Origin of the sequence: Actinomadura montaniterrae, assembly GCF_008923365.1 — a bacterium.
Classification (GTDB): domain Bacteria; phylum Actinomycetota; class Actinomycetes; order Streptosporangiales; family Streptosporangiaceae; genus Spirillospora; species Spirillospora montaniterrae.
In genome coordinates this window covers 1-22695 of sequence record NZ_WBMR01000152.1, presented here as the reverse complement: position 1 = coordinate 22695, position 22695 = coordinate 1, and the positions used below count along the sequence as shown (strand labels likewise).

21 protein-coding genes are annotated in these 22695 nt (G+C 72.8%); 8 read left to right on the top strand and 13 right to left on the bottom strand.

All coding sequences use genetic code 11. From position 1 onward, the window contains the following. On the bottom strand, positions 1–333 hold a 333-nt coding region (locus F9B16_RS35655; protein ID WP_192809154.1), incomplete at its 3' end, for an acyl-CoA dehydrogenase family protein. A 115-nt stretch (positions 334–448) separates the two neighbouring features. On the opposite strand from F9B16_RS35655, the gene F9B16_RS35650 reads away from it, so the two are divergent. Both F9B16_RS35650 and F9B16_RS35645 read left to right on the top strand, forming a co-directional pair. Beyond that, positions 449–1783, top strand: a complete 1335-nt coding sequence (locus F9B16_RS35650; RefSeq protein WP_151544628.1) for a UDP-glucose dehydrogenase family protein — start codon at positions 449–451, stop codon at positions 1781–1783. A 38-nt stretch (positions 1784–1821) separates the two neighbouring features. Beyond that, positions 1822–2241, top strand: a complete 420-nt coding sequence (locus F9B16_RS35645; RefSeq protein WP_151544627.1) for a CoA-binding protein — start codon at positions 1822–1824, stop codon at positions 2239–2241. Between the two features lie 48 nt (positions 2242–2289). Here the strand turns inward: F9B16_RS35645 and purE are convergent, their stop codons facing one another. Both purE and F9B16_RS35635 read right to left on the bottom strand, forming a co-directional pair. Continuing rightward, the gene (gene purE / locus F9B16_RS35640; protein ID WP_151544626.1) at positions 2290–2784 is read right to left on the bottom strand and encodes a 5-(carboxyamino)imidazole ribonucleotide mutase; all 495 of its coding nucleotides are present in this window, start codon (positions 2782–2784) and stop codon (positions 2290–2292) included. A 50-nt stretch (positions 2785–2834) separates the two neighbouring features. Continuing rightward, positions 2835–4046, bottom strand: a complete 1212-nt coding sequence (locus F9B16_RS35635) for a 5-(carboxyamino)imidazole ribonucleotide synthase (RefSeq protein ID WP_151544625.1) — start codon at positions 4044–4046, stop codon at positions 2835–2837. Positions 4047–4270: 224 nt separating this feature from the next. Between F9B16_RS35635 and F9B16_RS35630 the strand changes: the two genes are divergently transcribed. Continuing rightward, complete coding sequence (locus F9B16_RS35630; protein WP_151544624.1) at positions 4271–4876, top strand: GtrA family protein; 606 nt, start codon at positions 4271–4273, stop codon at positions 4874–4876. Between the two features lie 84 nt (positions 4877–4960). On the opposite strand, the gene F9B16_RS35625 is transcribed toward F9B16_RS35630, so the two are convergent. The 5 genes from F9B16_RS35625 to glgX all read right to left on the bottom strand — a co-directional run bounded on the left by F9B16_RS35625 (position 4961) and on the right by glgX (position 13371). Then, complete coding sequence (locus tag F9B16_RS35625) at positions 4961–6238, bottom strand: ATP-binding protein (protein ID WP_151544623.1); 1278 nt, start codon at positions 6236–6238, stop codon at positions 4961–4963. Positions 6239–6340: 102 nt separating this feature from the next. After that, positions 6341–7012: a response regulator transcription factor gene (locus tag F9B16_RS35620; protein ID WP_019629095.1), complete on the bottom strand. Its 672-nt coding sequence runs from the start codon at positions 7010–7012 to the stop codon at positions 6341–6343. Between the two features lie 176 nt (positions 7013–7188). Beyond that, positions 7189–8982 (bottom strand): malto-oligosyltrehalose trehalohydrolase, encoded by a 1794-nt coding sequence (gene treZ / locus F9B16_RS35615; protein WP_151544622.1) that lies wholly within the window; start codon positions 8980–8982, stop codon positions 7189–7191. Beyond that, positions 8979–11222 (bottom strand): malto-oligosyltrehalose synthase, encoded by a 2244-nt coding sequence (gene treY, locus F9B16_RS35610; protein ID WP_151544621.1) that lies wholly within the window; start codon positions 11220–11222, stop codon positions 8979–8981. Before treY ends, treZ begins: the two co-directional genes overlap by 4 nt. Then, on the bottom strand, positions 11215–13371 hold the full coding sequence (gene glgX / locus F9B16_RS35605; RefSeq protein WP_151544620.1) for a glycogen debranching protein GlgX: 2157 nt from the start codon (positions 13369–13371) through the stop codon (positions 11215–11217). Before glgX ends, treY begins: the two co-directional genes overlap by 8 nt. Before the next feature lie 190 nt (positions 13372–13561). Between glgX and F9B16_RS35600 the strand changes: the two genes are divergently transcribed. Beyond that, complete coding sequence (locus tag F9B16_RS35600) at positions 13562–13888, top strand: (2Fe-2S)-binding protein (RefSeq protein WP_151544619.1); 327 nt, start codon at positions 13562–13564, stop codon at positions 13886–13888. A gap of 85 nt (positions 13889–13973) precedes the next feature. Continuing rightward, a complete protein-coding gene (gene bfr, locus F9B16_RS35595) occupies positions 13974–14471 on the top strand; it encodes a bacterioferritin (protein WP_151544618.1) in 498 nt (165 codons plus the stop codon). Between the two features lie 6 nt (positions 14472–14477). On the opposite strand, the gene F9B16_RS35590 is transcribed toward bfr, so the two are convergent. Beyond that, positions 14478–15509: an adenylate/guanylate cyclase domain-containing protein gene (locus tag F9B16_RS35590; RefSeq protein WP_404800545.1), complete on the bottom strand. Its 1032-nt coding sequence runs from the start codon at positions 15507–15509 to the stop codon at positions 14478–14480. Between the two features lie 129 nt (positions 15510–15638). Continuing rightward, positions 15639–16508 carry a biotin--[acetyl-CoA-carboxylase] ligase gene (locus F9B16_RS35585; protein WP_225992229.1) on the bottom strand — a complete coding sequence of 290 codons (870 nt, stop codon included), beginning with the start codon at positions 16506–16508 and terminating at the stop codon, positions 15639–15641. Positions 16509–16620: 112 nt separating this feature from the next. Between F9B16_RS35585 and F9B16_RS35580 the strand changes: the two genes are divergently transcribed. Then, on the top strand, positions 16621–17394 hold the full coding sequence (locus F9B16_RS35580; protein WP_151544615.1) for an enoyl-CoA hydratase/isomerase family protein: 774 nt from the start codon (positions 16621–16623) through the stop codon (positions 17392–17394). Here the strand turns inward: F9B16_RS35580 and F9B16_RS35575 are convergent. From F9B16_RS35575 to F9B16_RS35565, 3 genes are read right to left on the bottom strand one after another with little or no spacing between them, the layout of a single operon-like run. Then, positions 17391–17729, bottom strand: a complete 339-nt coding sequence (locus F9B16_RS35575; protein ID WP_151544614.1) for a TraR/DksA family transcriptional regulator — start codon at positions 17727–17729, stop codon at positions 17391–17393. The genes F9B16_RS35580 and F9B16_RS35575 overlap by 4 nt on opposite strands. A 36-nt stretch (positions 17730–17765) precedes the next feature. Continuing rightward, complete coding sequence (locus F9B16_RS35570; protein WP_151544613.1) at positions 17766–18209, bottom strand: GNAT family N-acetyltransferase; 444 nt, start codon at positions 18207–18209, stop codon at positions 17766–17768. Beyond that, complete coding sequence (locus F9B16_RS35565; RefSeq protein WP_192809156.1) at positions 18209–20815, bottom strand: phosphoenolpyruvate carboxylase; 2607 nt, start codon at positions 20813–20815, stop codon at positions 18209–18211. The genes F9B16_RS35570 and F9B16_RS35565 overlap by 1 nt, the downstream gene beginning before the upstream one ends. Positions 20816–20948: 133 nt before the next feature. Here F9B16_RS35565 and F9B16_RS35560 point away from each other — a divergent pair, with 133 nt between their 5' ends. Next, a complete protein-coding gene (locus F9B16_RS35560; protein ID WP_225992228.1) occupies positions 20949–22541 on the top strand; it encodes an acyl-CoA carboxylase subunit beta in 1593 nt (530 codons plus the stop codon). Positions 22542–22615: 74 nt separating this feature from the next. After that, positions 22616–22695: acyl-CoA carboxylase subunit epsilon (locus F9B16_RS54275; protein ID WP_192809155.1), on the top strand; the 80-nt coding region annotated here is incomplete at its 3' end.

The following is a 22695-nucleotide window of genomic DNA, read 5'->3' as shown; positions in this document are numbered from 1 at the left end:
CTTCAGTTCTTCCGAGCCCGACAGCAGGACGGGTACCGTGCCGAGCTTGTTCACCGCCGGGATCAGCGAGGACGACGCGCACGCCCGCGCGACCTCCTCGATCACGATCACCGTCGCCAGCGCGTCCGCACCGGCACCGCCGTACACCTCGGGGACGTGCACCGCGTGCAGGTCGTTGGCGACCAGCGCCTCCAGGGCCTCCTGCGGGAACCGGGCGTCCTCGTCCACCTCCGCCGCGAACGGAGCGATCTTGGCATCCGCCAGCTCACGCACCGTCGCCCGCAGCATCTCCTGCTCCTCCGACGGCGCGTACGCGGGAAAGTCATGGCTCATGCCGACGATGCTACCGGCCAGTAGACTCCGCTGCGCCGCCGCCGGTACCGGGCAGCTCTTCGGGGAAGGTTCACTAGGGCGTACAACGGCGGCAGCGAACCGGAAGGAGCCCGCCTTGACCCAGCGGCTGACGGTCATCGGAACCGGTTACCTCGGCGCCACCCACGCGGCCTGCATGGCCGACCTGGGCTTCGAGGTCCTCGGCCTGGACGCCGACAAGGACAAGATCGCCCGGCTCGCGGCCGGCGACCTGCCGTTCTACGAGCCCGGGCTCGAACCGGTGCTGCGCCGCGGGCTGGCGAACGGGCGGCTGCGGTTCACGACGTCCTACGAGGAGGCCGCCGAGTTCGGCGACGTCCACTTCCTGTGCGTCGGGACCCCTCAGAAACCGGGCGAGTACGCCGCCGACCTCACCTACGTGGACGCGGCGGTCGGCGCGCTCGCGCCCCTGCTGCACCGGCCCTGCCTGATCGTCGGCAAGTCCACCGTGCCGGTCGGGACGGCGGCGCGGCTGGCCGAGACGGTCGCGAGGGACGCGCCGGTGGGCGGCGACGCCGTCCTCGCGTGGAACCCCGAGTTCCTGCGCGAGGGGTTCGCCGTCCAGGACACCCTGCACCCGGACCGGATCGTCGCCGGGCTGCCCGGCGAGCAGGGCGCCGCCGAGCACGCCGAGAAGGTGCTGCGCGAGATCTACCGGACGATGATCGCCGCCGGCACGCCGTTCATCACCGCCGACTACCCGACCGCGGAGCTGGTCAAGGTGTCGGCGAACGCGTTCCTGGCCACCAAGATCTCGTTCATCAACGCGATGGCGGAGGTCTGCGAGGCCGCGCACGCGGACGTGACGAAGCTGTCGGAGGCGCTGTCGCACGACGACCGGATCGGCGGCCGGTTCCTCGGCCCCGGGCTCGGGTTCGGCGGCGGCTGCCTGCCGAAGGACATCCGCGCGTTCATGGCGCGCGCCGGCGAGCTGGGCGCCGACCAGGCGCTGACGTTCCTGCGCGAGGTCGACGAGATCAACATCCGGCGCCGGATCCGGATGGTGGACCTCGCCCGGCAGCTGCTCGGCGGCTCGTTCGCCGACCGGACGGTCGGGGTGCTCGGCGCGGCGTTCAAGCCGGACTCCGACGACGTCCGCGACTCGCCCGCGCTGGACGTCGCCGCGACCATCCGCGCGCAGGGCGGCCGGGTGACGGTGTACGACCCGCGCGCCATGGAGAACGCGCGCCGCGCCCAGCCGTCGCTGGACTTCGCGTCGTCGGCGCTGGGCGCGGTCAGGGGCGCGCATGTCGTCCTGCTGCTGACGGAATGGCGGGAGTTCCGCGACATGGACCCGGCGGACCTGTCCGCGACGGTGGCGGAGCGCAACATCGTGGACGGCCGCAACGCCCTGGACCCGGAGCGCTGGCGCGCCGCCGGCTGGAACTACCGGGCCCTCGGCCGCCCCTGACCGGGAACGATCGAGGAGCCGGGGGTGTTGTGCCGGACATGGGTGATGTCTACGCCGACCCGGACGTGATCAGCCGGCTGCTCAGCGAGTCCCGGACGTGGGCGTTCGTGGGCCTCGGCGACAATCCGGCCCGGGAGGTCTACAACCAGGCGCGGCTGCTGCAGCGGCGCGGGAAGCGGATCATCCCGGTGCATCCGTCGGGGAACGCCGTGCTGGGCGAGCAGGCCTACACGAGCCTCGCGGACGTGCCGGACGCCTCCGAGGTGGACGTCGTGGGCGTCTACCGGCGCGCCGAGCACGCGGGCGCCGTCGTGGACGAGGCGATCGCGGCGGGCGCGAAGGCCGTGTGGATGCCGCTGGACGTGATCGACGAGGCGGCGGCCCGGCGCGCGAAGGACGCCGGGCTCGACGTCGTCATGGACCGCTGCCCCGCCGTGGAGTGGAGCCGCCGGCACTGAGCCGCGGGCCCAGCGGACGGCTCAGCGGCCCCGCGGGCCCCGGGCGCCTCAGAGGCTCTCTCGGAGCCGTTCGCCCTTCGCCTTGGTCTGGTCGTACAGCGACTGCTGAAAGTCCTTCATCTTCGCCTGGAGGCCCTCGTCGGACGCGGCGAGGATGCGGACGGCCAGCAGCCCCGCGTTGCGGGCGGCGCCGACCGCGACCGTCGCGACCGGGACACCGGCGGGCATCTGCACGATCGACAGCAGCGAGTCCATGCCGTCGAGGTACTTCAGCGGGACGGGCACGCCGATCACCGGCAGCGGCGTCACCGACGCGAGCATGCCGGGCAGGTGCGCGGCGCCGCCGGCGCCCGCGATGATCGCGCGGAGGCCCCGCCCGGCGGCCTGCTCGCCGTAGGCGATCATGTCGTGCGGCATCCGGTGCGCGGACACGACGTCGGCCTCGTAGGGGACCCCGAACTCCTCCAGCGCCTCCCCCGCCGCCTTCATGACCGGCCAGTCGGAGTCGCTGCCCATCACCACGCCCACCACCGGGCCACTCATGCGTTCCTCCTGTGGGGGGACGACCCCCCACGCCCCCCGGTTCGCTCCGCTCATGCGTGTTCCCCCATCGCCTTGCCCCAACGCAGGTAGTCGGCCGCGTGGCGGGCGCGTTCCCGCAGGTCGGCCAAGTCGTCACCGAGCACCGTCACATGCCCGATCTTGCGGCCGGGCCGGGACTCCTTGCCGTACATGTGGACCTTGACGCCCGGGTCGTGCGCCATCACATGGAAGTAGCGGGAGTAGACGTCCGGGTCGTCGCCGCCGAGGACGTTCGCCATCACCGTGTAGCGGGCGGTCGGCTCGGTGGAGCCGAGCGGCAGGTCCAGCACGGCCCGCAGGTGCTGCTCGAACTGGGAGGTGCGGGCACCCTCGATCGTCCAGTGCCCGGAGTTGTGCGGGCGCATCGCCAGCTCGTTCACCAGCAGCCCGCGGCCGCTGCCCTGCCGCCCGGTCCTCGGCGGCTCGGTCTCGAACAGCTCCACCGCGAGCAGCCCCGTGACGCCGAGCTCGTCGGCGATCCGGAGCGCGAGGCTCTGCGCCTCGGCGGCCAGCTCGCCGGACAGCCCGGGCGCCGGAGAGATGACCTCGACGCAGATGCCGTCCTTCTGGACGGTCTCCACGATCGGGTACGCGGCGCCCTGCCCGTACGGGGAGCGGGCGACGAGCGCCGCCAGCTCGCGCCGGAACGGAACGTGCTGTTCGACCATCAGGTCGACGCCCTCGGCGATCAGCCGCCCGACCAGCTCGACGGTCTCGACGCCGAGGTTGTCGGCGACCCACACGCCCTTGCCGTCGTAGCCGCCGCGGGTCGCCTTCAGGACCACCGGCCAGCCGTGCTCCCGCCCGAACGCCTCCAGCGCGGGCATCGGGTCGGCGGACGGCAGGGGCGCGTAGGCGGGGCAGGGCGCGCCGAACGCGGTCAGCCGGTCCCGCATGACCAGCTTGTCCTGGGCGTGCGCGAGGGCCGCCGAGCCCGGCCGGCACGGCACCCCGGACGCCTCGACCTCGCGGATGTGCGGGCCGGGGACGTGCTCGTGGTCGAAGGTCACCACGTCGCACCCCTTGGCGAACGCCATCAGGTCGTCGAGGGCGCGGTCGTCGCCGACCCGGACGTCCGCGACGACCTTCGCCGCCGACTCGCCCGGCGCCCCGGCGAGGACGCGCAGCGGCACGCCGAGGGCGATCGCGGCCTGCTGGGTCATCCGGGCCAGCTGGCCGCCGCCCGCCATGCCCACGACGGGTGTCTGAGGTGGATTGCTCACGTCAGAAGGCTATCGGCCGATGGACCCGAACAATTCACCTGTTCCGGGCGTCGGACGGGGTGTGGGCCTCCGGGCTCAGGGCAGGGAACGCGAGGAGAACGCAGTACGTTCATGTTCCGACGTCGCGGGGGCCGGGGGCGTCTATTCTCGTTGTGCCCCCGCAGCAGCAGCCGCGCCAACGGCCGCGGTTCCACCAGCCGAGGTCCGGAAGGACGGTTCCCTTCGTGAACCTGATCGCCACTCTCAACCGGCGTTTCGCGCACCTGCTGCGCGAGCTCGCCCAGTTCGGCAGCGTGGGCGCGATCGCCTTCGTGATCACGGTCGGCATCGGCAACGGGATGAACAGCGGCCTCGGCATGGGCCCGCTGACCTCCAACGGCGTCGCCACGATCGTCGCGACGACGTTCGCCTACCTCGCCAACCGGTACTGGACGTTCCGGCACCGCGACCGGACCGGGCTCGGCCGCGAGTACGTGCTGTTCTTCGCGCTGAACGGCGTCGGGCTGGTGATCACCGAGATGTTCATCGGGTTCACGCACTACGTGCTGGGGCTGACGGGCCCGATCCCGTACAACATCTCGCTGGTGATCGGCACCGGCGTCGCCACGCTGTTCCGGTTCTGGTCGTACAAGAAGTGGGTGTTCCTGCCCGCGAGCGCGCCGCCGGTCGACCCGGCGTCCGGGCTGCCGGAGGCGTCCGGGGTGCCCGAGGGGCCCGGCGTGCACGCCGCGACCAGCGCGCGCGCCATGAACGGCGGGGCCGCCCCGTCCGGGCGGCTCGGGCACCCGCTCGACCAGGACGCCGCCGGCGACTACGCCCAGTTCTCCTGACCTCGCACGCTCCCCGGGCCGCCCCGGCACGGCCCCTCCGGAAGCCCGGGCGCGGCCCGTCCGGCAGGCTCCGGCGCGGCCCCTCTAGGCGGGCCCCAGGACGACGCGTTCACCGGCCAGCCGGGCCTCCGCCGCCTCGCGCAGGAACACCCCGAACACCGCCGGACGCGACTGGATGAGCTCCAGCCGCCCGCCGTCCACCACGGCCAGCGAGCGGGCCAGGTAGAGGCCGAGGCCGGTGCCGCGGCCGCCGCTGACGCTCCGCTCGAAGATCCGCGGCTCCAGCTCCGGCGGGATCCCGGCGCCCTCGTCGCCGACCTCCACCACCACCGAGCTGGCGCCCGGCTTGGTGTGGATGGTGACGGTCCCGGCGCCGTGCATCAGCGAGTTGTCCAGCAGCGTCGCGACGATCTGCGACAGCCCCTCCGGGTTGGTCATGCCGACCAGGCCCTGCTCGCCGACGATCCGCACGTCCCGGCCGTCCCGCCGGAAGATCGGCCGCCACTCCTCCACCTGCTGGCGGATGATGTCGTCGATCGGGGACGCGACGGCGCCGCCGGTGCGGTCGTGCCGGGCGCGGGCGAGCAGCTGCTCGACGACGGCGACGAGCCGCTCGGTCTGCGCGACGGCCGCGGCGCCCTCCTCCCGGACGACGTCGGGGTAGTCGGCCGCCTCGATCATCTCCTCCAGCCGCATCGACAGCGCGGTCAGCGGGGTGCGCAGCTGGTGGGAGGCGTCGGAGGCGAACTCGCGGCTCGCCGCGAGCAGGTCGGCGATGCGGACGGCGCTGCGGTCCAGCACCTCGGCGACCCGGTCGACCTCCGGGATGCCGTAGCGGCGGCGGCGGGGCCGGGCGTTGCCGGTGCCGAGCCGGTCGGCGGTCTCGGCGAGGTCGCGCAGCGGCAGGGTCAGCTTGCGGGCCTGGACCATCGCGAGGCCGACGGTGACGGCGACGCCGAGCAGCGCGAGGCTGCCGATGAACAGCAGCAGCCGCAGTTCCTGGTCCTTCAGCTGGGAGGCGGGGCGCGACAGCCGGACCCGCACGCCCTGCCCGGACGCGGTGGCGGTGAGCTGCCGCGCGCCCGGCCGGGGGCGGGGACCCGCCTCGACGGCGGCGCCGCCCGGCAGGGTCACCGCGATGTGCCGCCCCGGGTACTCCCGCGCGATCGCGGCGCCGGTGACGGGCTGGCGCGCTTCGAGGGTGTAGGCGACGCCGCCGGCGATGGCGGACGCCTCCCGGTCGAGGGACTGCCCGGCCTCCTCGTAGATGAGCTTGTGGGCGGCGTAGGCGAGGGGTATGCCGAGCAACAGGATCGCGACCACCGCCACCGCGAGCGTCGACAGGAGGAGTCGGCGCCTCATCTGGGCTCCTTATGGTGGGGCCACGCCCGGGCGGGGCGCCCCGGGCCTCTCGGGAAGGCCCGGGGGCTGACCGCGCGGCCATGGCGGCCGGTTGAGGGCCTGTCAGTCGCCGCGCTCGAACCGGAAGCCGACGCCCCGCACCGTGGTGATGTAGCGGGGGCTGCCGGCGTCGTCGCCGAGCTTGCGGCGCAGCCAGGAGATGTGCATGTCGAGGGTCTTCGTGGAACCCCACCAGTTGGTGTCCCACACCTCGCGCATGATCTGTTCGCGGGTCACGACCTTGCCCGCGTCCCGGACCAGGACGCGCAGCAGGTCGAACTCCTTGGTGGTGAGCTGCAGTTCCTGGTCGCCCATCCAGGCGCGGCGCGACTCGGCGTCGATCCGCACCCCCTGGACGATCGGGGTCTCGGTGCTGCCGCGGCGCAGCAGCGCGCGGACCCGGGCCAGCAGCTCGGCCAGGCGGAACGGCTTGGTGACGTAGTCGTCGGCGCCCGCGTCGAGACCGACGACGGTGTCGACCTCGTCGGCCCGGGCGGTCAGGATCAGGATGGGCACTCCATGCCCCTCGGCACGGACCCGGCGGGCCACCTCCAGGCCGTCCAGCTCGGGCAGGCCCAGGTCGAGAACAATGAGGTCCACGCCGCCCCCGAGCGCCCGCTCGAGCGCCTGCGGACCGTCCGGGCTGACTTCGACGGTGTACCCCTCGCGACGCAGCGCGCGGGCGAGAGGCTCGGAGATGGACGTGTCGTCCTCGGCGAGCAGTACTGAGGTCATGAACCGATCGTATGACCATTCTTGAACGTTTCCCGGGTGCCGCCGCGCTCTTGACCTGCGGTTTGCCACTCGTAGTACATCCTCGAACACCCATCTTTCAGGCGGTACCGGGAGCTAGGCGGACATCGCGCCTCGGGTCCCCGCCCGCCGGGCGGTCGGCGCGCTGCCGCGAGCGGTCATCCGATGACGGCGGCCGACGCGCCGGGGAGGGTCACGACCGGGGTTTTGGAATCGCCGTTGACGCCGGTTTCCATGTGGATTGCCGGATCTGACGCGAGCAGCAGGCGGTCCCCGCCCCCGGCGGCCGGCAGCCGGACGGCCCCGCCGCCGAGGTTCGCCGCCACGAGCACGCCGCCGCGCCGCATGGTCAGCCAGCGGCCGGTCGCGGCGTCGCCGTCGCCGGTCTCGACGGACGCGGCGGTCAGGCGCGGGTCGGTCAATTCCGGCCGGGCGCGGCGGAGCGCGATCAGGGACCGGTGCCAGTCCAGCAGGCCCGCATGCGGTTCCGCGGCGGGCTCGTCCCAGTCGAGGACGGATCGCCGGAAGGTATCCACAGCCTGTGGATCGGGAACCTCGCCCGTCCAGCCGTGCCGGGAGAACTCCCTGCGCCGCCCCTCGCTCACGGCCCGCGCCAGTTCGGGGTCCTGGTGGTCGGTGAAGTAGCACCAGGGCGTGGAGGCGCCCCATTCCTCGCCCATGAAGAGCATCGGTGTGAACGGCGCCAGGATGAGCAGCGCCGCGCCGACCTTGAGCAGTCCAGGGGAGAGTCCGGCCCCGGCCAGAACGGCGCCTATACGGTCCCCTGCGCCCCTGTTACCGACCTGGTCGTGGTTCTGCAGGAAACCGAGGAACCGGTAGGCGGGCAGCTTTTCCACGTCGACGGGACGGCCGTGCCTGTGCCCCCGGTACGTCGACATCGTCCCGTCGTGGACGAACACCCTCGTCAATGCTTTCTTGAGGGTTTCCATGGAACCGAAGTCGCAGTAATAGCCCTGCCGTTCACCGGTCAGCGCGGCGTGCAGGCAGTGGTGGAAGTCGTCGCTCCACTGCGCGTCGAGACCGTACCCGCCGGCCTCCCTCGACGTGACGAGGCGCGGATCGTTCAGGTCGGATTCCGCTATGAGGAACAGATGCCGTCCCAAGTGCGCCGACAGGGCCGACACGGCCTGCGCCATCTCTTCCAGTATGTGGACGGCGCCGTGGTCGGTGATGGCGTGGACGGCGTCCAGGCGCAGCCCGTCGAAGTGGTAGTCGCGCAGCCACATCAACGCGTTCTCTATGGCGAAGGCACGGACCTCGTCCGAGCCTTCCTGGTCGTAGTTGACCGCGTCGCCCCAAGGCGTGCTGTGGGCGCTGGTGAAATAGGGGCCGTAGTCGCCGAGGTGGTTGCCGTCGGGCCCGAGATGGTTGTAGACGACGTCCAGAATGACCGCGAGACCGCGCGCGTGGGCGGCGTCCACGAAACGCTTCAGCCCGTCGGGGCCGCCATAGGGTTCGTGGGGCGCCCATAGGAGAGCGCCGTCGTATCCCCATCCGTGATGGCCCGGAAAGGACGCGACGGGCAGGAGTTCGACGGCGTCGATTCCGAGCGCGACGAGATGGTCGAGACGTCCGATCGCGGCGTCGAACGTCCCTTCCGGCGTGAACGTGCCGACGTGCATCTCGTACAGGACGCTGCCGGGGAGGGGGCGTCCGCGCCATTGCGCGTCCGTCCAGGCGAACCTGTCGTGCTCGTAGACGCGGCTGAGGCCGTGTACGCCGGACGGCTGCCATGGCGAGCGGGGGTCGGGCAGGGGGTCGGCGGCGCCGTCCAGCGCGAAGCCGTAGTCGGTCCCGTGCCCGGCGCCCGGCACGTCGGCCGTCCACCAGCCGGAACCCCCCTCGTCCGCCGCCATGGGCAGGCGTTCACCGCCGACGACGACATCGACGCGCCGGGCCTCGGGGGCCCAGACCTCGAACCGCTCGTTCACCTGTCGATCTCCCGGGGGACGATCAGCGCGACGGGCAGATGCGCGAACACCTCGGCGGCGTCCAGGCGCGGGCCCCAGTGGGTGGCGCCGGTGAGGACGTCCCGCCAGCCCTGCCGGCCGACGTCCACCTCCGTGCCGGCCCAGCCGCCGCGGCGCTCCAGCCCGGCGGGCAGCCGGGTGGCGAGCGCGACCGCGCCGCCCCGCCGGAACGCGACGACGTGGTCGGCGGCGGGCCCCGCCGCCGCGACCGGCTCGTGCGCCGCCAGCGGCCCGAACCACTGCGGGTGGGTCCGGCGCAGCCGCAGCGTCCGCGCGGTGACCAGGAGCTTCTCGTCGTCGACGTCCTTGGGCGGGCGGCCGGTGTCGAGCCGGTGCAGCCGCTCGCGGCGGCGCCCGTAGTCCACCGGCCGCCGGTTGTCGGGGTCGACGAGGGCCAGGCCGGTCAGCTCGCAGCCCTGGTAGACGTCGGGGACGCCCGGCATGGCCAGCTGGACGAGCTTCTGCCCGAGCCCGTTCACCCGCGCGTACGGGTCGAGCCGCGCCACGAACGCGGTCAGGTCGGTGACGAGGTCGGGGTCCTCCAGGACGCGCCGCGCGTATCCGAGGGCCGCGTTCTCGTAGGCGGTGTCCGGCTCCGCCCAGGACGTCCGGGTCTTGGCCTCGCGCATGGCCTTGACGAGGAACTCCTGCAGGCGGTCGGGGGTGATCGGCCACGCGCCGGCGAGCGTCTGCCAGAGCAGGTACTCCAGGTCGGGTTCCATCGGCGATTCGGCCGGTCTCCACCAGGAGCGCCACCGGTGTACCGCGTCGGCCCACTCCTCCGGCAGTTCGGACAGGACGGCCAGGCGCGCCCGCACGTCCTCCTGGCGTTTGGTGTCGTGCGTGGACAGCGTCGTCATCGTGGACGGCCAGTCCCGCGCGAGCCGGATGCAGTGCGTGTGGAAGTTGACGGGGCTGACGGAGAAGCGTCCCGGGTCGCCGCCCACCTCGTTGAGGGCGGCCATACGGTTCCAGCGGTAGAAGGCCGTGTCCTCCACGCCTTTTGCCGCGAGCGGCGCGGCCGTCTGCTGGAACCGGACGATGAACTCGGGATCGGGGTTCTCGCCTCGTCCGAGTGCCATGTTCACGACCGTGTCCAGGGCCGGATGCAGGTTCTCGGGCAGGTGCCCGCGCGCTCTCTGCGCGGCGTCGTTGAGGACGTCCACGGCCTGCGGCGGCGCCTCCTCACCCGGGACGACGTAGGCGCGGTAGACGGGCATCGCCACGAGCAGCGCCTGCAACGCCTGCTCCAGGCCCGCGTCCCGCTTCCCCACAACACGCCCTAGGACGCGCATCAGCCGGTCCATCTCCGGCTTCATGCCGTGTGTCGCGGCGTACAGGCGCGCGTCGTGCTCGACCTCCTCGAAGGACGCGGGGCCGCCCGTCAGCGCCGTGTAGAGGTCCGTGAGCGGCTTCTCGCCGGCGGGGTCGACGAACAGGCTGCCGATCATCCCGAGCGAGTCGTAGCCGGTCGTGCCCGCGCACGGCCAGTCCGCGGGCAGCCGCTCCGCCCCCTCGGTGATCTTCTCGACGAGCAGCCACCGGCCCGGCGCGGCGTCCGCGAGGCGGCGCAGGTAGCCGCGCGGGTCGGCCAGGCCGTCCGGATGGTCGACGCGCAGGCCGTCCACCAGGCCCTGCCCGACCAGGCCGAGCAGCAGCGCGTGCGTGCGCTCGAAGACCTCCGGGTCCTCCTGCCGCAACCCGATCAGGCCGGAGATGTCGAAGAACCGGCGGTAGTTCGGCTCGCCCTGCCCGGGCAGGACGATCCGCCCGCCGCCCGCGTCCCAGTCCACGTCGAACCATTTCGCGTACGGCGACGACGGTCCCTGCGCCAGGACGGCGTTGAGCGGCAGGTTCAGATCCGGCGGGACCGGAACGGCCATGTGGTTGGGGACGAGGTCGGCCAGCACCCGCAGCCCGTGCGCGCGGAACCGCTCCGCCATCGCGCCGAACGCCTCACCGCCGCCGAGCTCGTCCGACAGCCTCGAATGGTCGACCACGTCGTAGCCGTGCGTAGAGCCCGGCGCGGCCTGCAGGATCGGCGACAGGTACACGTGCGACACGCCGAGGGCCGACAGGTACGGGGCCAGCGCGGCGGCCTCGGCGAACCCGAAGCGGTCGTCGGGCGTGCCGCGGAGCTGGAGCCTGTAGGTGCCGGACGGGGGGTCGTCGTGCTCGGGGGGAGGGGGCGTGTTAGACACGGCGTAGCACCTGCACGGAGCGGGCGGCGACCTTCACGGACTCCCCGGCCTTCACGACCGGCGACTCCTCCTCGGCGAGCAGCGGGTCCGCGGTGTCCAGCACCTTGATCCACATCTGCCCGTACGCGGCGGGCGGCAGCGCGAACGCCAGCTCCCCGTCGTGCGCGCTGAACAGCAGCAGGAACGAGTCGTCGCGCACCTGCCGGCCCCGCCGGTCCGGCTCGCCGATCGCCTCCCCGTTCAGGAACACGTTCAGCGACTTGTTGAACCCGGCGGACCAGTCCTTCCCGGCCATCTCCTCGCCGCCGGGGGTGAACCACACCAGGTCGGGCAGCGCGTCGGGCTCGGCGCCGCGCGCCGTCGACGGCCGGTCCCCGACGAAGAAGCGGCGGCGCCGGAACACCGGGTGCTCCGTCCGCAGCTTCGACAGCCGCCGGACGAAGTCGAGCAGCGGCCCGCGCTCGTCGAAGAACGTGTCCTCGTGGAGGCCCGTCCAGTCGACCCAGGAGATCTCGGTGTCCTGGCAGTAGGCGTTGTTGTTGCCCTGCTGGGTGCGGCCCAGCTCGTCGCCGTGCAGCAGCATCGGGACGCCCTGCGACAGGAACAGCGTGGTCAGGAAGTTGCGCTTCTGCCGCTCCCGCAGCGCCACGATGTCCAGGTCGTCGACCGGGCCCTCGTGGCCGCAGTTCCACGACCGGTTGTCGTCGCTGCCGTCCCGGTTGCCCTCGCCGTTGGCGTCGTTGTGCTTGCCGTCGTACGACACCAGGTCGTGCAGGGTGAACCCGTCATGGCAGGTCGCGAAGTTGATCGAGGCGATCGGCCGGCGGCCGTCGTCGGCGTACAGGTCCGACGACCCGGTCAGCCGGGACGCGAAGTCCGGCAGCGCGCCCGGCTGCCCGCGCCAGTAGTCGCGCACCGTGTCGCGGTACTTGCCGTTCCACTCCGTCCACAGCGGCGGGAAGTTCCCGACCTGGTAGCCGCCCTCCCCCACGTCCCACGGCTCGGCGATCAGCTTGACCTGCGACACCACCGGGTCCTGCTGGACGAGGTCGAAGAACGCCGACAGCCGGTCCACCTCGTGCAGCTCGCGGGCCAGCGTCGCGGCCAGGTCGAACCGGAACCCGTCGACGTGCATCTCCGTCACCCAGAACCGCAGCGAGTCCATGATCAGCTGCAGGACGTGCGGGCTGCGCATCAGCAGGCTGTTCCCGGTGCCCGTGGTGTCCATGTAGTAGCGCTGGTCGCCGTCGGCGAGCCGGTAGTACTGGGCGTTGTCGATGCCGCGGAACGACAGCGTCGGCCCGAGGTGGTTGCCCTCGGCGGTGTGGTTGTACACCACGTCGAGGATCACCTCGATGCCCGCCTCGTGCAGCGCCTTCACCATCGCCTTGAACTCCAGCACCTGCTCCCCGCGCTCCCCCGACGAGGAGTACTCGCCGTGCGGCGCGAAGAAGCCGATGGTGTTGTAGCCCCAGTAGTTGCGCAGCCCCCGCCGGATCAGCGCGTCGTCGTGGACGAACTGGTGTACCGGCATCAGCTCGACCGCCGTGACCCCGATCGACTTCAGATGGTCGATGATCACCGGGTGGGCGAGGGCCGCGTAGCTGCCGCGCAGCGCCGGCGGGATGTCCGGGTGCCGGGCGGTGAGGCCCTTGACGTGCGCCTCGTAGATCACCGTCTCGTGGTACGGGATCCGCGGCGGCCGGTCGTCGCCCCAGTCGAAGTACGGGCTGACGACCACCGAGCGCATCGTGTGCCCGGCCGAGTCCAGGTCGTTGCGCGACCACGGGTCGCCGAACCGGTAGCCGAAGCACGACTCGTCCCAGTCGATCCGCCCCTCGATCGCCTGCGCGTAGGGGTCGAGCAGCAGCTTCGCCGGGTTGCACCGGTGGCCGCGCGACGGGTCGTACGGGCCGTACACCCGGTACCCGTAGCGGCGGCCCGGCATCACCCCCGGCAGGTACCCGTGCCAGACGAACGCGTCGACCTCCGGTAACGCCAGCCTCGTCTCCTCGCCGTCGCCCGCCGGCCCGTCGAACAGGCAGAGCTCGACTCGTTCGGCCGCCTCGGAGAAGACGGCGAAGTTCGTGCCCGCGCCGTCGAACCGGGCTCCGAGGGGGTATGCATCGCCCGGCCACACCTGTGCCACTGTTCCCGCCCTCCCGTCGTACCGACGGAAGCCCTTCCCCGTGAGGGTTGAATCACACCGATTGGGAGGCCACTGGCCAGAACGGACACCCGTGGGTTACCTTAGGGGAGCCTAACCTTCATAAGGGTGCCCTAAAGGCACAGGTCAGGCGCGTTGGTACCGGGTAGTCGCATGGAAGGTCCCCCACCGGATGTACGTCTGCATCTGCAACGCGATCACGGAGGACGACGTTCACGGCTGCCTGTCCGGCGGCAGGTGCGGCACGGCCAAGGAGGTCAAGGCGGCCTGCGGCTTCAAGCCCGGCTGCGGCTCCTGCACCAAGCGGCTGCACGCCATGGTCAGCGAGTACCGCACCGCCAGCGAGCTCGCCGACGCCCTCACCGGCGGCCCGGCGCCTCTGACCGCCGTCCCCGACGGCCCGGCCGCCGCCCCCGCTCCCGCCGCCGCGGACCCGGCCGTCCCGCCGGCGCCCGTCACCGGAGCCGGCACGGAAGCGGCCCCGCCCACCGCCGCCTGAGCCACCGCCGCCTGAGCCCGCCATCCCGCGCCGGGCGCGCGCCGCTGCGCGAATCACCGCCGCCCCCTGTGCGAGCATGAGGCCCATGGAAGGCGACAAGGACATCATCGCGCTGCTGAACGACCAGCTCACCGCGGAACTGACGGCGATCAACCAGTACTTCCTGCACTCCAAGATGCAGGAGAACTGGGGCTTCACCCGGATCGCGAAGCACACCCGCGACGAGTCGATCGACGAGATGCGGCACGCCGAGCGGCTGACCGACCGGATCCTGTTCCTCGAGGGCCTGCCGAACTACCAGAAGCTCGGCACCCTGCGGATCGGCCAGACCATCGTCGAGCAGCTCAAGGCGGACCTGGAGATCGAGATGGAGGCCGTCGCCCGGCTGCGTCCCGGCATCGAGCTGATGCGCTCGCGCGGCGACGTCACCTCCGCGCGGATCTTCGAGGAGATCCTCGCCGACGAGGAGTACCACATCGACTACCTGGAGACCGAGCTCAGCCTCGTCCAGGCCCTCGGCGAGCAGAACTACCTGCAGCGCCTCACCGACGCGCCCGGCGAGGAGATCAGCAAGCCGGTGTGAGGCGCCCTACCGGCCGCCGTCGCCCGGCGGGCCGTCCTCGGGCCGCGCCGCGCGCCGCAGCACGAACGGCTGCACGATCCCGAGCCCCTGGACGGGCCGCCGGACGATCCGGGTGATCCGGTACGCCGGCTCCTTCTCCAGCCGCGCCGCCAGCTCGCTGTCGATCACCACCGACCCCGGCCGGGCCAGCGCCGTCAGCCGCGCCGCCAGGTTCACCGTCGTGCCGAACACGTCGCCCATCAGCGGCAGCACCGGCCCGTGCGCCACCCCGACCCGCACGTCCGGCACCTCCGTCTCGTCCTGGATCGCCGCGGCGATCGTCAGCGCGATCTCCGCGCCGACCGTCGGCGACTCCGTGCTGAACAGCACCTCGTCGCCCAGCGTCTTCACCAGCCGGCCGCCGGACGCGGCGATGATGTCGGCGGCGGTCTCCTCGAACCACTCCACCACCCGGGCCAGCTCGATCTCCTCCAGCTCCCGGCTGACCTGCGTGAACGACACCATGTCCGCGAACCCGACGGTGGTCAGCGGGCGGCCCGCCGGCTCCCCGTCCTCCCGGGTCGCCGCCGCCGCGATCGCCCGCGTCCCGGCCGCGGCGAGCTGCCGCCGCCACGCGTGCACCACCAGCGGCTCGAACTCCCCGATGTGCTTGTCGGCGATCTCCATGATCGTCCCGACCGCCTCGGCGGACGGCGCCTCGTTCGGATCCGGGGAGACCATCTCCTTCATCAGGCTGACCTGCCACTCCGCCAGCCGCGTCATCGTCTGCCCGAACGCCCGGATGAGCCGGATCACGCCGTCCTCGTCCAGCACGCCCTCTTCCATGAGCCGCCGGATCCGGCACAGCGCCGCCACGTCGCCCTCGGTGTAGGCGACCGCGTCGTCCGCCATCGACGGGTACCCGAACGCCCGCCACAGCCGCCCGGTGAACTCCCGCGACACCCCCGACAGCCGGACCGCGTCGACGCGCGTGTAGCGGAGCTCGCCGCCGAGGAGCAGCTCCTCGATCTCCCTGGGATCCGGCAGTCCGCGCGCCATCATCCGCCCCTCAGTCCGCCGGCGGGCGGAACCCCGCCGCCGGCGTCGTGGATCGGTACCATCCCATATCGTTGCAGATCCGGCGTGACGCAGCGCACCCACCTGCGGTGTTCACCGGACGTGCACCCGTCACCTTCCGCGGACGTGGATCACGTCGCCCGCGTTCACGGCGACGTCGCCGCGCGGGCCCTCGACGACGAGGCGCCCCGATCCGTCGACGTCCCGCGCGGTGCCCTCCAGCGTCTCGTCCGCCGGCAGCTCCACCCGGACGCGGCGGCCGAGCGTCGCGCACAGGTCCTTGTAGGCGGTGCGGAGCCCGCTGGACTCGGGGTCGCCGCCGAGCATCGTCCATTCGCCGTACCAGGTCCGCATCTCGCGCAGGATGGCGCGCAGCAGCGGCGCCCGGTCGGTGAGAGGCGCGCCCTCGATCGCCAGGGACGTCGCGGTCGGCACGGGCAGCTCCTCCGTGCGCAGCCCCACGTTGAGGCCGACGCCCACGATCAGCGCGTCGTCGACCTTCTCGGCGAGGATCCCGGCGAGCTTGCGGTCCCCGACCAGCAGGTCGTTGGGCCACTTCAGCCGGGCGTCCACGGTGACGTCGCCGTCGGCGCCGCCGAAGAACCGCTCCCCGGACTCGGCGAACGCGGTCATCCGGCGGATCGCGGTGGCGACCGCGACGCCGGTCAGCAGCGGCAGCCAGCCGAGCAGCGGCACCGGCACGGCCGGCCGCAGCAGCATCGAGAACATCAGCCCGGAGCGCGGCGGCGCCGTCCACGGCCGGCCGAGCCGGCCGCGTCCCGCCGTCTGCAGCTCGGTCACCAGCACGGTCCCCTCCGGCGCCCCTTCGCGGGCGCGGGCGGCGAGGTCGGCGTTGGTCGACCCCGTCTCCGGCACGACGCTCACCTCCCGCCACAGCCCGCCCTCCTGGACGAGGGCGCGCTGCAGGGCCGCCTCGTGCAGCGGCGGACGGTCAAGGTCCCCATACGCGGAATCGCTCACGGTTCCATCCAACCTCACCGGCCACCGCTCTCCCCCGCCCACCACCCGGGCCAGGTCCCGGGAGGGTGGGGCGGGCGGGCGCGGCGGGACGGGTGAGAATAGGGTTCTCGGCATGGATGGTGTGACGCTGCGGCGCGACGGGCACGTCGCGGAGATCGTGCTGGACCGGCCCGAGGCCCTCAACGCCCTGTCGACCGCGATGGCGCGGCGGCTGGCGGCGGTGTGCGCGGAGGTCGCGGCGGACGCGTCCGCCCGCGCCGTGGTGCTGAGCGCGGCGGGCGAGAAGGCGTTCTGCGTGGGCGCGGACCTGAAGGAACGCAACGCCATGAGCGACGAGGAGATCCTCGCGCAGCGGCCGCTGTTCCGCGCCGCGTTCGGCGGTGTCCTGAACCTGCCGCAGCCGGTGGTCGCGGCGGTGCACGGGTACGCGCTGGGCGGCGGCTGCGAGTTCGCGCTGTCCGCCGACCTGGTCGTGGCGGACGAGTCGGCGGTGTTCGGGCTGCCGGAGGTGGGCGTCGGCCTCGTCCCGGGCGGCGGGGGGACGCAGCTGGCGCTGCGGAAGCTCGGCCCCGGCAAGGCCGCCGACCTGGTGTTCACGGGCCGCCGCCTCGGCATCGAGGAGGCCCTCGCATACGGCCTCGCCGACCGGAAGGTGCCCGCCGGGACGGCCCGCGAGGAGGCCCTCGGCATCGCCCGGGTGATCGCGCAGAACTCCCCGACCGCGGTCCGGGCCGCCAAGCGCGCCCTGCGGCTCGGCGCCGGGGTCTCCCTGGAGGCGGGCCTGGACCTGGAGGACAACGCGTGGCGGACGGTCGCGTTCTCCGCCGACCGCCGCGAGGGCATCGCCGCGTTCAACGACAAGCGCAAGCCGAACTGGCCGAGCTAAGCCGGAGGGCAGGTGACGCAGGTGCGGGCGGTGGGGCGGGCCTCCAGGCGCGCTTCCGCGATCGGGCCGCCGCAGCGTTCGCAGGTCCCGTAGGCGTCGGCGGCGAGGCGGCGGAGCGCGTCCTCGATCTCGGCCAGCCGGGTCCGGGCGCGGGTCAGGGACGCCTCGATCCGGGCGCGTTCGAAGGCGATGGTGGCGCCCTCCGGGTCGTGCTCGTCGTCGGCGTTGCTCTGCGCCGACGCCTCGACGACGCCGTCCCAGTCGCGGCGCAGCGACGCCAGGAGCTCCAGCGTGCCCGCACGGTCCGCGATGAGGCGTTCCTCCGCTGTGGTCACGCCGGGTTCAACGTTCCCCGGGCGCGGCCCGATTCCTCAGCCGAGCGGTTTGGCCATGTGGACGACGTTGCGGCCCTTGAGGACCTCGCGGCCGATCTCCCGGTAGCCGAGGCGCTCGTAGCGGGCGATGTTGCTGGTCATCCGCTCGTTGGTGATCAGCCGGAGGCGGAGCAGGCCGAGGTCGCGGGCGCGGGCCTCGGCGAACGCGAGCAGGCGCCTGCCGACGCCCGAGCCGTGCAGCGCCGGGTCCACGGCGACGTTGTCGACGAGCAGGACGCCGTCCTCGGGGATCAGGACGATCAGGCCGTCCGGGCCGGGGCCGGTCACGAACACGTGCCCGGCCCCGATCAGCGCGGCGTAGTCGTCGTCCATCGGGAGGGGACGGGTGCCGATGATCTCCGCCCAGGGCGCGTACGCGGCCTGGACGATCTCCTCCACGCGCGGGCGGTCGGCGGCCGCCGCGGGCCTGACCTCCGCCATCAGCCGGTGTTCTGCAGGCCGGCGGCGACCCCGTTCACCGACAGCAGGAGCAGCGCTTCGAGGTGGTCGCGCTCCTCCTCGTCGGTGACGTCCCCGGCGCGGAGCGCGGTGAGGGCGCGGAGCTGGAGGTGGGAGAGCGCGTCCACGTACGGGTTCCGCAGCTCGACGGCGCGGGACAGCACGCGGCGGTTCTCCAGCAGCCGCTCGTGGCCGGTGACCGCGAGGACGAGCCGCCGGGTGCGGTCGTACTCGGCGAGGACGGCCTCGGACAGCTCGGGGCGCCCGCCGAGCGCGAGGTACCGTTCCGCGATCGCGCGGTCGGACTTGGCGAGGCTCATCTCGGCGTTGTCGAGCAGCGTGTTGAACAGCGGCCACGCCTCGTAGGCCTCGCGGAGCTCGTCGAGGTCGCGGCCGTCGCCGGAGACGGCGGCGAGGCCGCTGCCGAGCCCGTACCAGCCGGGCAGGTTCACGCGGGTCTGCGTCCAGGCGAACACCCAGGGGATGGCGCGCAGGTCCTCCAGGCCGCGGGCCGCCTTGCGGCGGGCAGGGCGGGACCCGATCCGCAGCTCGGCGATCTCCTCCAGCGGGCTGACGCGGGCGAACCAGGCGGCGAACCCGTCGGTCTCGATCAGCGAGCGGAACGCGTCCCTGGCCGCCTCACCGATCTTGTCGGCGAGCGGGCGGAACCGGGCGGCGGCCTCGCGCGCGCGGTCCTGCACGGCGTCGGTCGAGGCCAGCAGAACGGCGCTGGTGACCTGCTCGACGTGCCGTTCGGCGATCTCGGTGCGGCCGTACCGGGCGAAGATCACCTCGCCCTGCTCGGTGACCTTGAAGCGGCCCGCGACGGACCCGGGCGCCTGCGCGAGGATCGCCCGGTTGGCCGGGCCGCCGCCGCGGCCGAGGGACCCGCCGCGGCCGTGGAACAGGGTCAGCGTGATGTCGTTGCGGGCCGCCCACGCGGCGAGCGCCTCCTGCGTGTCGTACAGCCGCAGGGTGGCGCTGGCCGGGCCGAGCTGCTTGGCGGAGTCGGAGTAGCCGAGCATGACCTCCATGCGGCGGCCGGTGTCGTCCAGCCGGCGCCGGACGGCCGGGATCTCCAGCATCCCCTCCAGCACGGACGGGGCGCGCTCCAGGTCCTCGCCGGTCTCGAACAGCGGGATGACGTCGAGGACGGGCGCGCCGTCGCCGAGCGACGCGGCCAGCTCGTGGACGTTCGCCATGTCCTGCGCTGACCGGGTGAACGACACGATGTAGCGGTGGCAGGCGCGGACGCCGAAGCGCTTCTGGATCCACGCGACGACCCGCAGCGTCTCGAGGATCTCCTCGGTCATCTCCGACCGCTCGCCGCCCGCCCGCACCTCCGCGAGGGCCTTCTCGTGCAGCTCGGAGTGCTGCCGGATCTCCAGCTCGGCGAGGTGGAACCCGAACGTCTCGACCTGCCAGATCAGCTGCTGCACCCGCCCGTACGCCTGCCGGACGGCCCCCGCGGCGGCCAGCGACTCCTGGACGGTCCGCAGGTCCGCGAGCAGCTCCTCCGGGTCGCCGTAGGCGAGGTCGGCGTCGCGCTCGCGGGTCGCCGCGATCCGGTTCGCCGCGTACAGCAGGAACTGGCGGTGCGGCTCGCCCGGCGACCGCTTGGCGCCCTCCGCGAGCCGGGACGGGTGAGCGGTGCGGGCGGCGGCGAGCGCGTTGCGCAGCTCCGGCGAGGCCGGCGTCGTCGACTCGTGGACGGTCAGCTCCCGGCCGATCCGCGCGCACGCGGTCTCCAGCGCCCGCAGTACGTGGTCGGCCTGGATCGTGATCGCGTCGCGGGTGACCTGCGCGGTGACGTACGGGTTGCCGTCCCGGTCGCCGCCGATCCAGCTGCCGAACCGCAGGTACGGGCGGGCCTTCGGCGGGCGGGTGCCGGTGTCGTCCCCGTCGAGGGCGCGGTCGAGGGCCCGGTACACGTGCGGGACGACCCGGAAGATCGTCTCGTCGAACGCGGCCATCGCGGTACGGACCTCGTCGAGCGGGTCCATCTGGGTGCCGCGGCGCAGCGCCGTCCGCCACAGCACGTCGATCTCCTCACGGAGCCGCCGCTCGGTCTCCTCCCGCTCGCTCGCGCCCTGCCCGGCGTTCAGCGCCGTCAGCAGGTCGCTGATCCGCTGGATCGCGGTCACGACGGCGCGGCGGCGCGCCTCGGTCGGGTGCGCGGTGAAGACCGGCCGGAACTCCAGGCCGTCGATCATCTCGCCGAGCCGGCCGCCGCCCGCGGTGCCGTTCTTTTCGGCGCGGATCTCCTCCACCGCCGCGGCCACCGACCCCGGCACGGTCTCGCCGGTGTCGCGCTCGCGGAGCGTCCGGATCCGGTGGTGCTCCTCGGCGAGGTTCGTCAGGTGGAAGTACACGGTGAACGCGCGCGCGACCTGCTCCGCGCGCTCCAGCGTCCAGCCGTCGACGATCGCCGCGACCTCGTCGGCGGACGTCTCGCCGCGCCGCGCGGCGATCACCGCGTGGCGCAGCCGCTCGACGTCGTCCAGCAGCTCCCGGCCGCCGTACTCCACCAGCCCGTCGCCGAGCATCCCGCCGAGGAGGCGGACGTCGCGGCGCAGCGGTTCCGGCATGTCCTGCCGGAGGATGTCTCGCGTCTTCGTAGCCACGTGCCCAAGCGTAACGAGGGCCGCTCCGGGGCCGTTCATCCCGGTCAGCGGGCCCCGCCCGCAATGTGCGCATCAGTGTGCGGTTACCCTGGCCCGCATGGCGATGGAAGCCCCTGAACCCGCGGTCGAGTACGACATCCACACGACGGCGGGAAAGATCGCGGACCTGGAACGACGCCGCTACGAGGCGGTGCACGCGGGCTCGGCGCGCGCCGTCGAGAAGCAGCACGCCAAGGGCAAGATGACGGCCCGGGAGCGGATCGACGCGCTGCTCGACCCCGGCTCGTTCGTCGAGTTCGACGAGATGGCGCGGCACCGGTCCACCAACTTCGGGATGGAGAAGAACCGCCCCTACGGCGACGGCGTCGTCACGGGGTACGGCACGGTCGACGGCCGGCCGGTCGCGGTCTTCAGCCAGGACTTCACCGTCTCCGGCGGGTCCCTCGGCGAGGTGTTCGGCGAGAAGATCGTCAAGGTCATGGACCACGCGCTGAAGACGGGCTGCCCGGTGGTCGGGATCAACGACTCCGGCGGCGCGCGGATCCAGGAGGGCGTGGTCGCGCTCGGCCTGTACGCGGAGATCTTCAAGCGGAACGTGCACGCCTCCGGCGTCATCCCGCAGATCTCGCTGGTCCTCGGGCCGTGCGCGGGCGGCGCGGTGTACTCCCCCGCGATCACCGACTTCATCGTCATGGCCGACCAGACCTCGCACATGTTCATCACCGGCCCGGACGTCATCAAGACGGTCACCGGCGAAGAGGTGACCATGGAGGAGCTCGGCGGGGCGCACTCGCACAACTCCAGGTCCGGCGTGGCGCACTACCAGGGCTCCGACGAGGACGACGCGATCGAGTACGTCAAGTCACTGCTGTCGTACCTGCCGTCCAACAACCTCTCCGACGCGCCCGCGTTCGACGTGCCGGTCGACCCGTCCGAGCTGGTCGAGGACCTCGACACCCTCATCCCGGACTCCCCGAACCAGCCGTACGACATGCACACCGCGATCGAGCACGTGGTCGACGACGGCGAGTTCCTGGAGGTCCAGGAGCTGTTCGCGCCGAACATCATCTGCGGGTTCGGGCGCGTCGAGGGCCACTCGGTCGGCATCGTCGCGAACCAGCCGATGCAGTTCGCCGGGACGCTCGACATCGACGCCTCCGAGAAGGCCGCCCGGTTCGTCCGGACCTGCGACGCGTTCAACATCCCGGTCCTGACCTTCGTGGACGTCCCCGGCTTCCTGCCCGGCACCGACCAGGAGTGGAACGGGATCATCCGGCGCGGCGCGAAGCTGCTGTACGCCTACGCTGAGGCGACCGTCCCGCTGGTCACCGTGATCACCCGGAAGGCGTACGGCGGCGCGTACGACGTCATGGGCTCCAAGCACCTCGGCGCCGACATCAACCTGGCGTGGCCGACCGCGCAGATCGCCGTCATGGGCGCGCAGGGCGCGGTCAACATCCTGTACCGGCGCGAGCTGGCCGCCGCCGACGACCCCGACACCCGCCGCGCCGAGCTGATCACCGAGTACGAGGACACCCTCGCCAACCCGTACGTCGCCGCCGACCGCGGCTACGTCGACGCGGTGATCAAGCCGTCGGAGACGCGCGGGCAGGTCGTCAAGGCGCTGCGCGCGCTCCGCGAGAAGCGCAAGACGCTGCCGCCGAAGAAGCACGGCAACATCCCGCTCTAGAGCACCGAGACGGACGCCCGTTCCGGGGCCGGACCGCCCGCCGCGTCCGGCCCCGGGGCCGCCGAGGAGAACCCGTGACCGCTGAAGACAAGCCGTTCCTGCAGGTCGTGCGGGGCGACCCGTCCCCCGAGGAGGTCGCCGCGCTGGTCGCCGT

Coding starts and splice junctions, on each gene's coding strand:
- F9B16_RS35560 (WP_225992228.1), top strand. CDS start 20,949: ATGGCGATGGAAGCCCCTGAACCCGCGGTCGAGTACGACATCCACACG.
- F9B16_RS35625 (WP_151544623.1), bottom strand. CDS start 6,238: ATGAGGCGCCGACTCCTCCTGTCGACGCTCGCGGTGGCGGTGGTCGCG.
- F9B16_RS35580 (WP_151544615.1), top strand. CDS start 16,621: ATGGATGGTGTGACGCTGCGGCGCGACGGGCACGTCGCGGAGATCGTG.
- F9B16_RS35590 (WP_404800545.1), bottom strand. CDS start 15,509: ATGGCGCGCGGACTGCCGGATCCCAGGGAGATCGAGGAGCTGCTCCTC.
- F9B16_RS35645 (WP_151544627.1), top strand. CDS start 1,822: ATGGGTGATGTCTACGCCGACCCGGACGTGATCAGCCGGCTGCTCAGC.
- F9B16_RS35565 (WP_192809156.1), bottom strand. CDS start 20,815: ATGCCGGAACCGCTGCGCCGCGACGTCCGCCTCCTCGGCGGGATGCTC.
- F9B16_RS35620 (WP_019629095.1), bottom strand. CDS start 7,012: ATGACCTCAGTACTGCTCGCCGAGGACGACACGTCCATCTCCGAGCCT.
- purE (WP_151544626.1), bottom strand. CDS start 2,784: ATGAGTGGCCCGGTGGTGGGCGTGGTGATGGGCAGCGACTCCGACTGG.
- F9B16_RS35570 (WP_151544613.1), bottom strand. CDS start 18,209: ATGGCGGAGGTCAGGCCCGCGGCGGCCGCCGACCGCCCGCGCGTGGAG.
- F9B16_RS35600 (WP_151544619.1), top strand. CDS start 13,562: ATGTACGTCTGCATCTGCAACGCGATCACGGAGGACGACGTTCACGGC.
- bfr (WP_151544618.1), top strand. CDS start 13,974: ATGGAAGGCGACAAGGACATCATCGCGCTGCTGAACGACCAGCTCACC.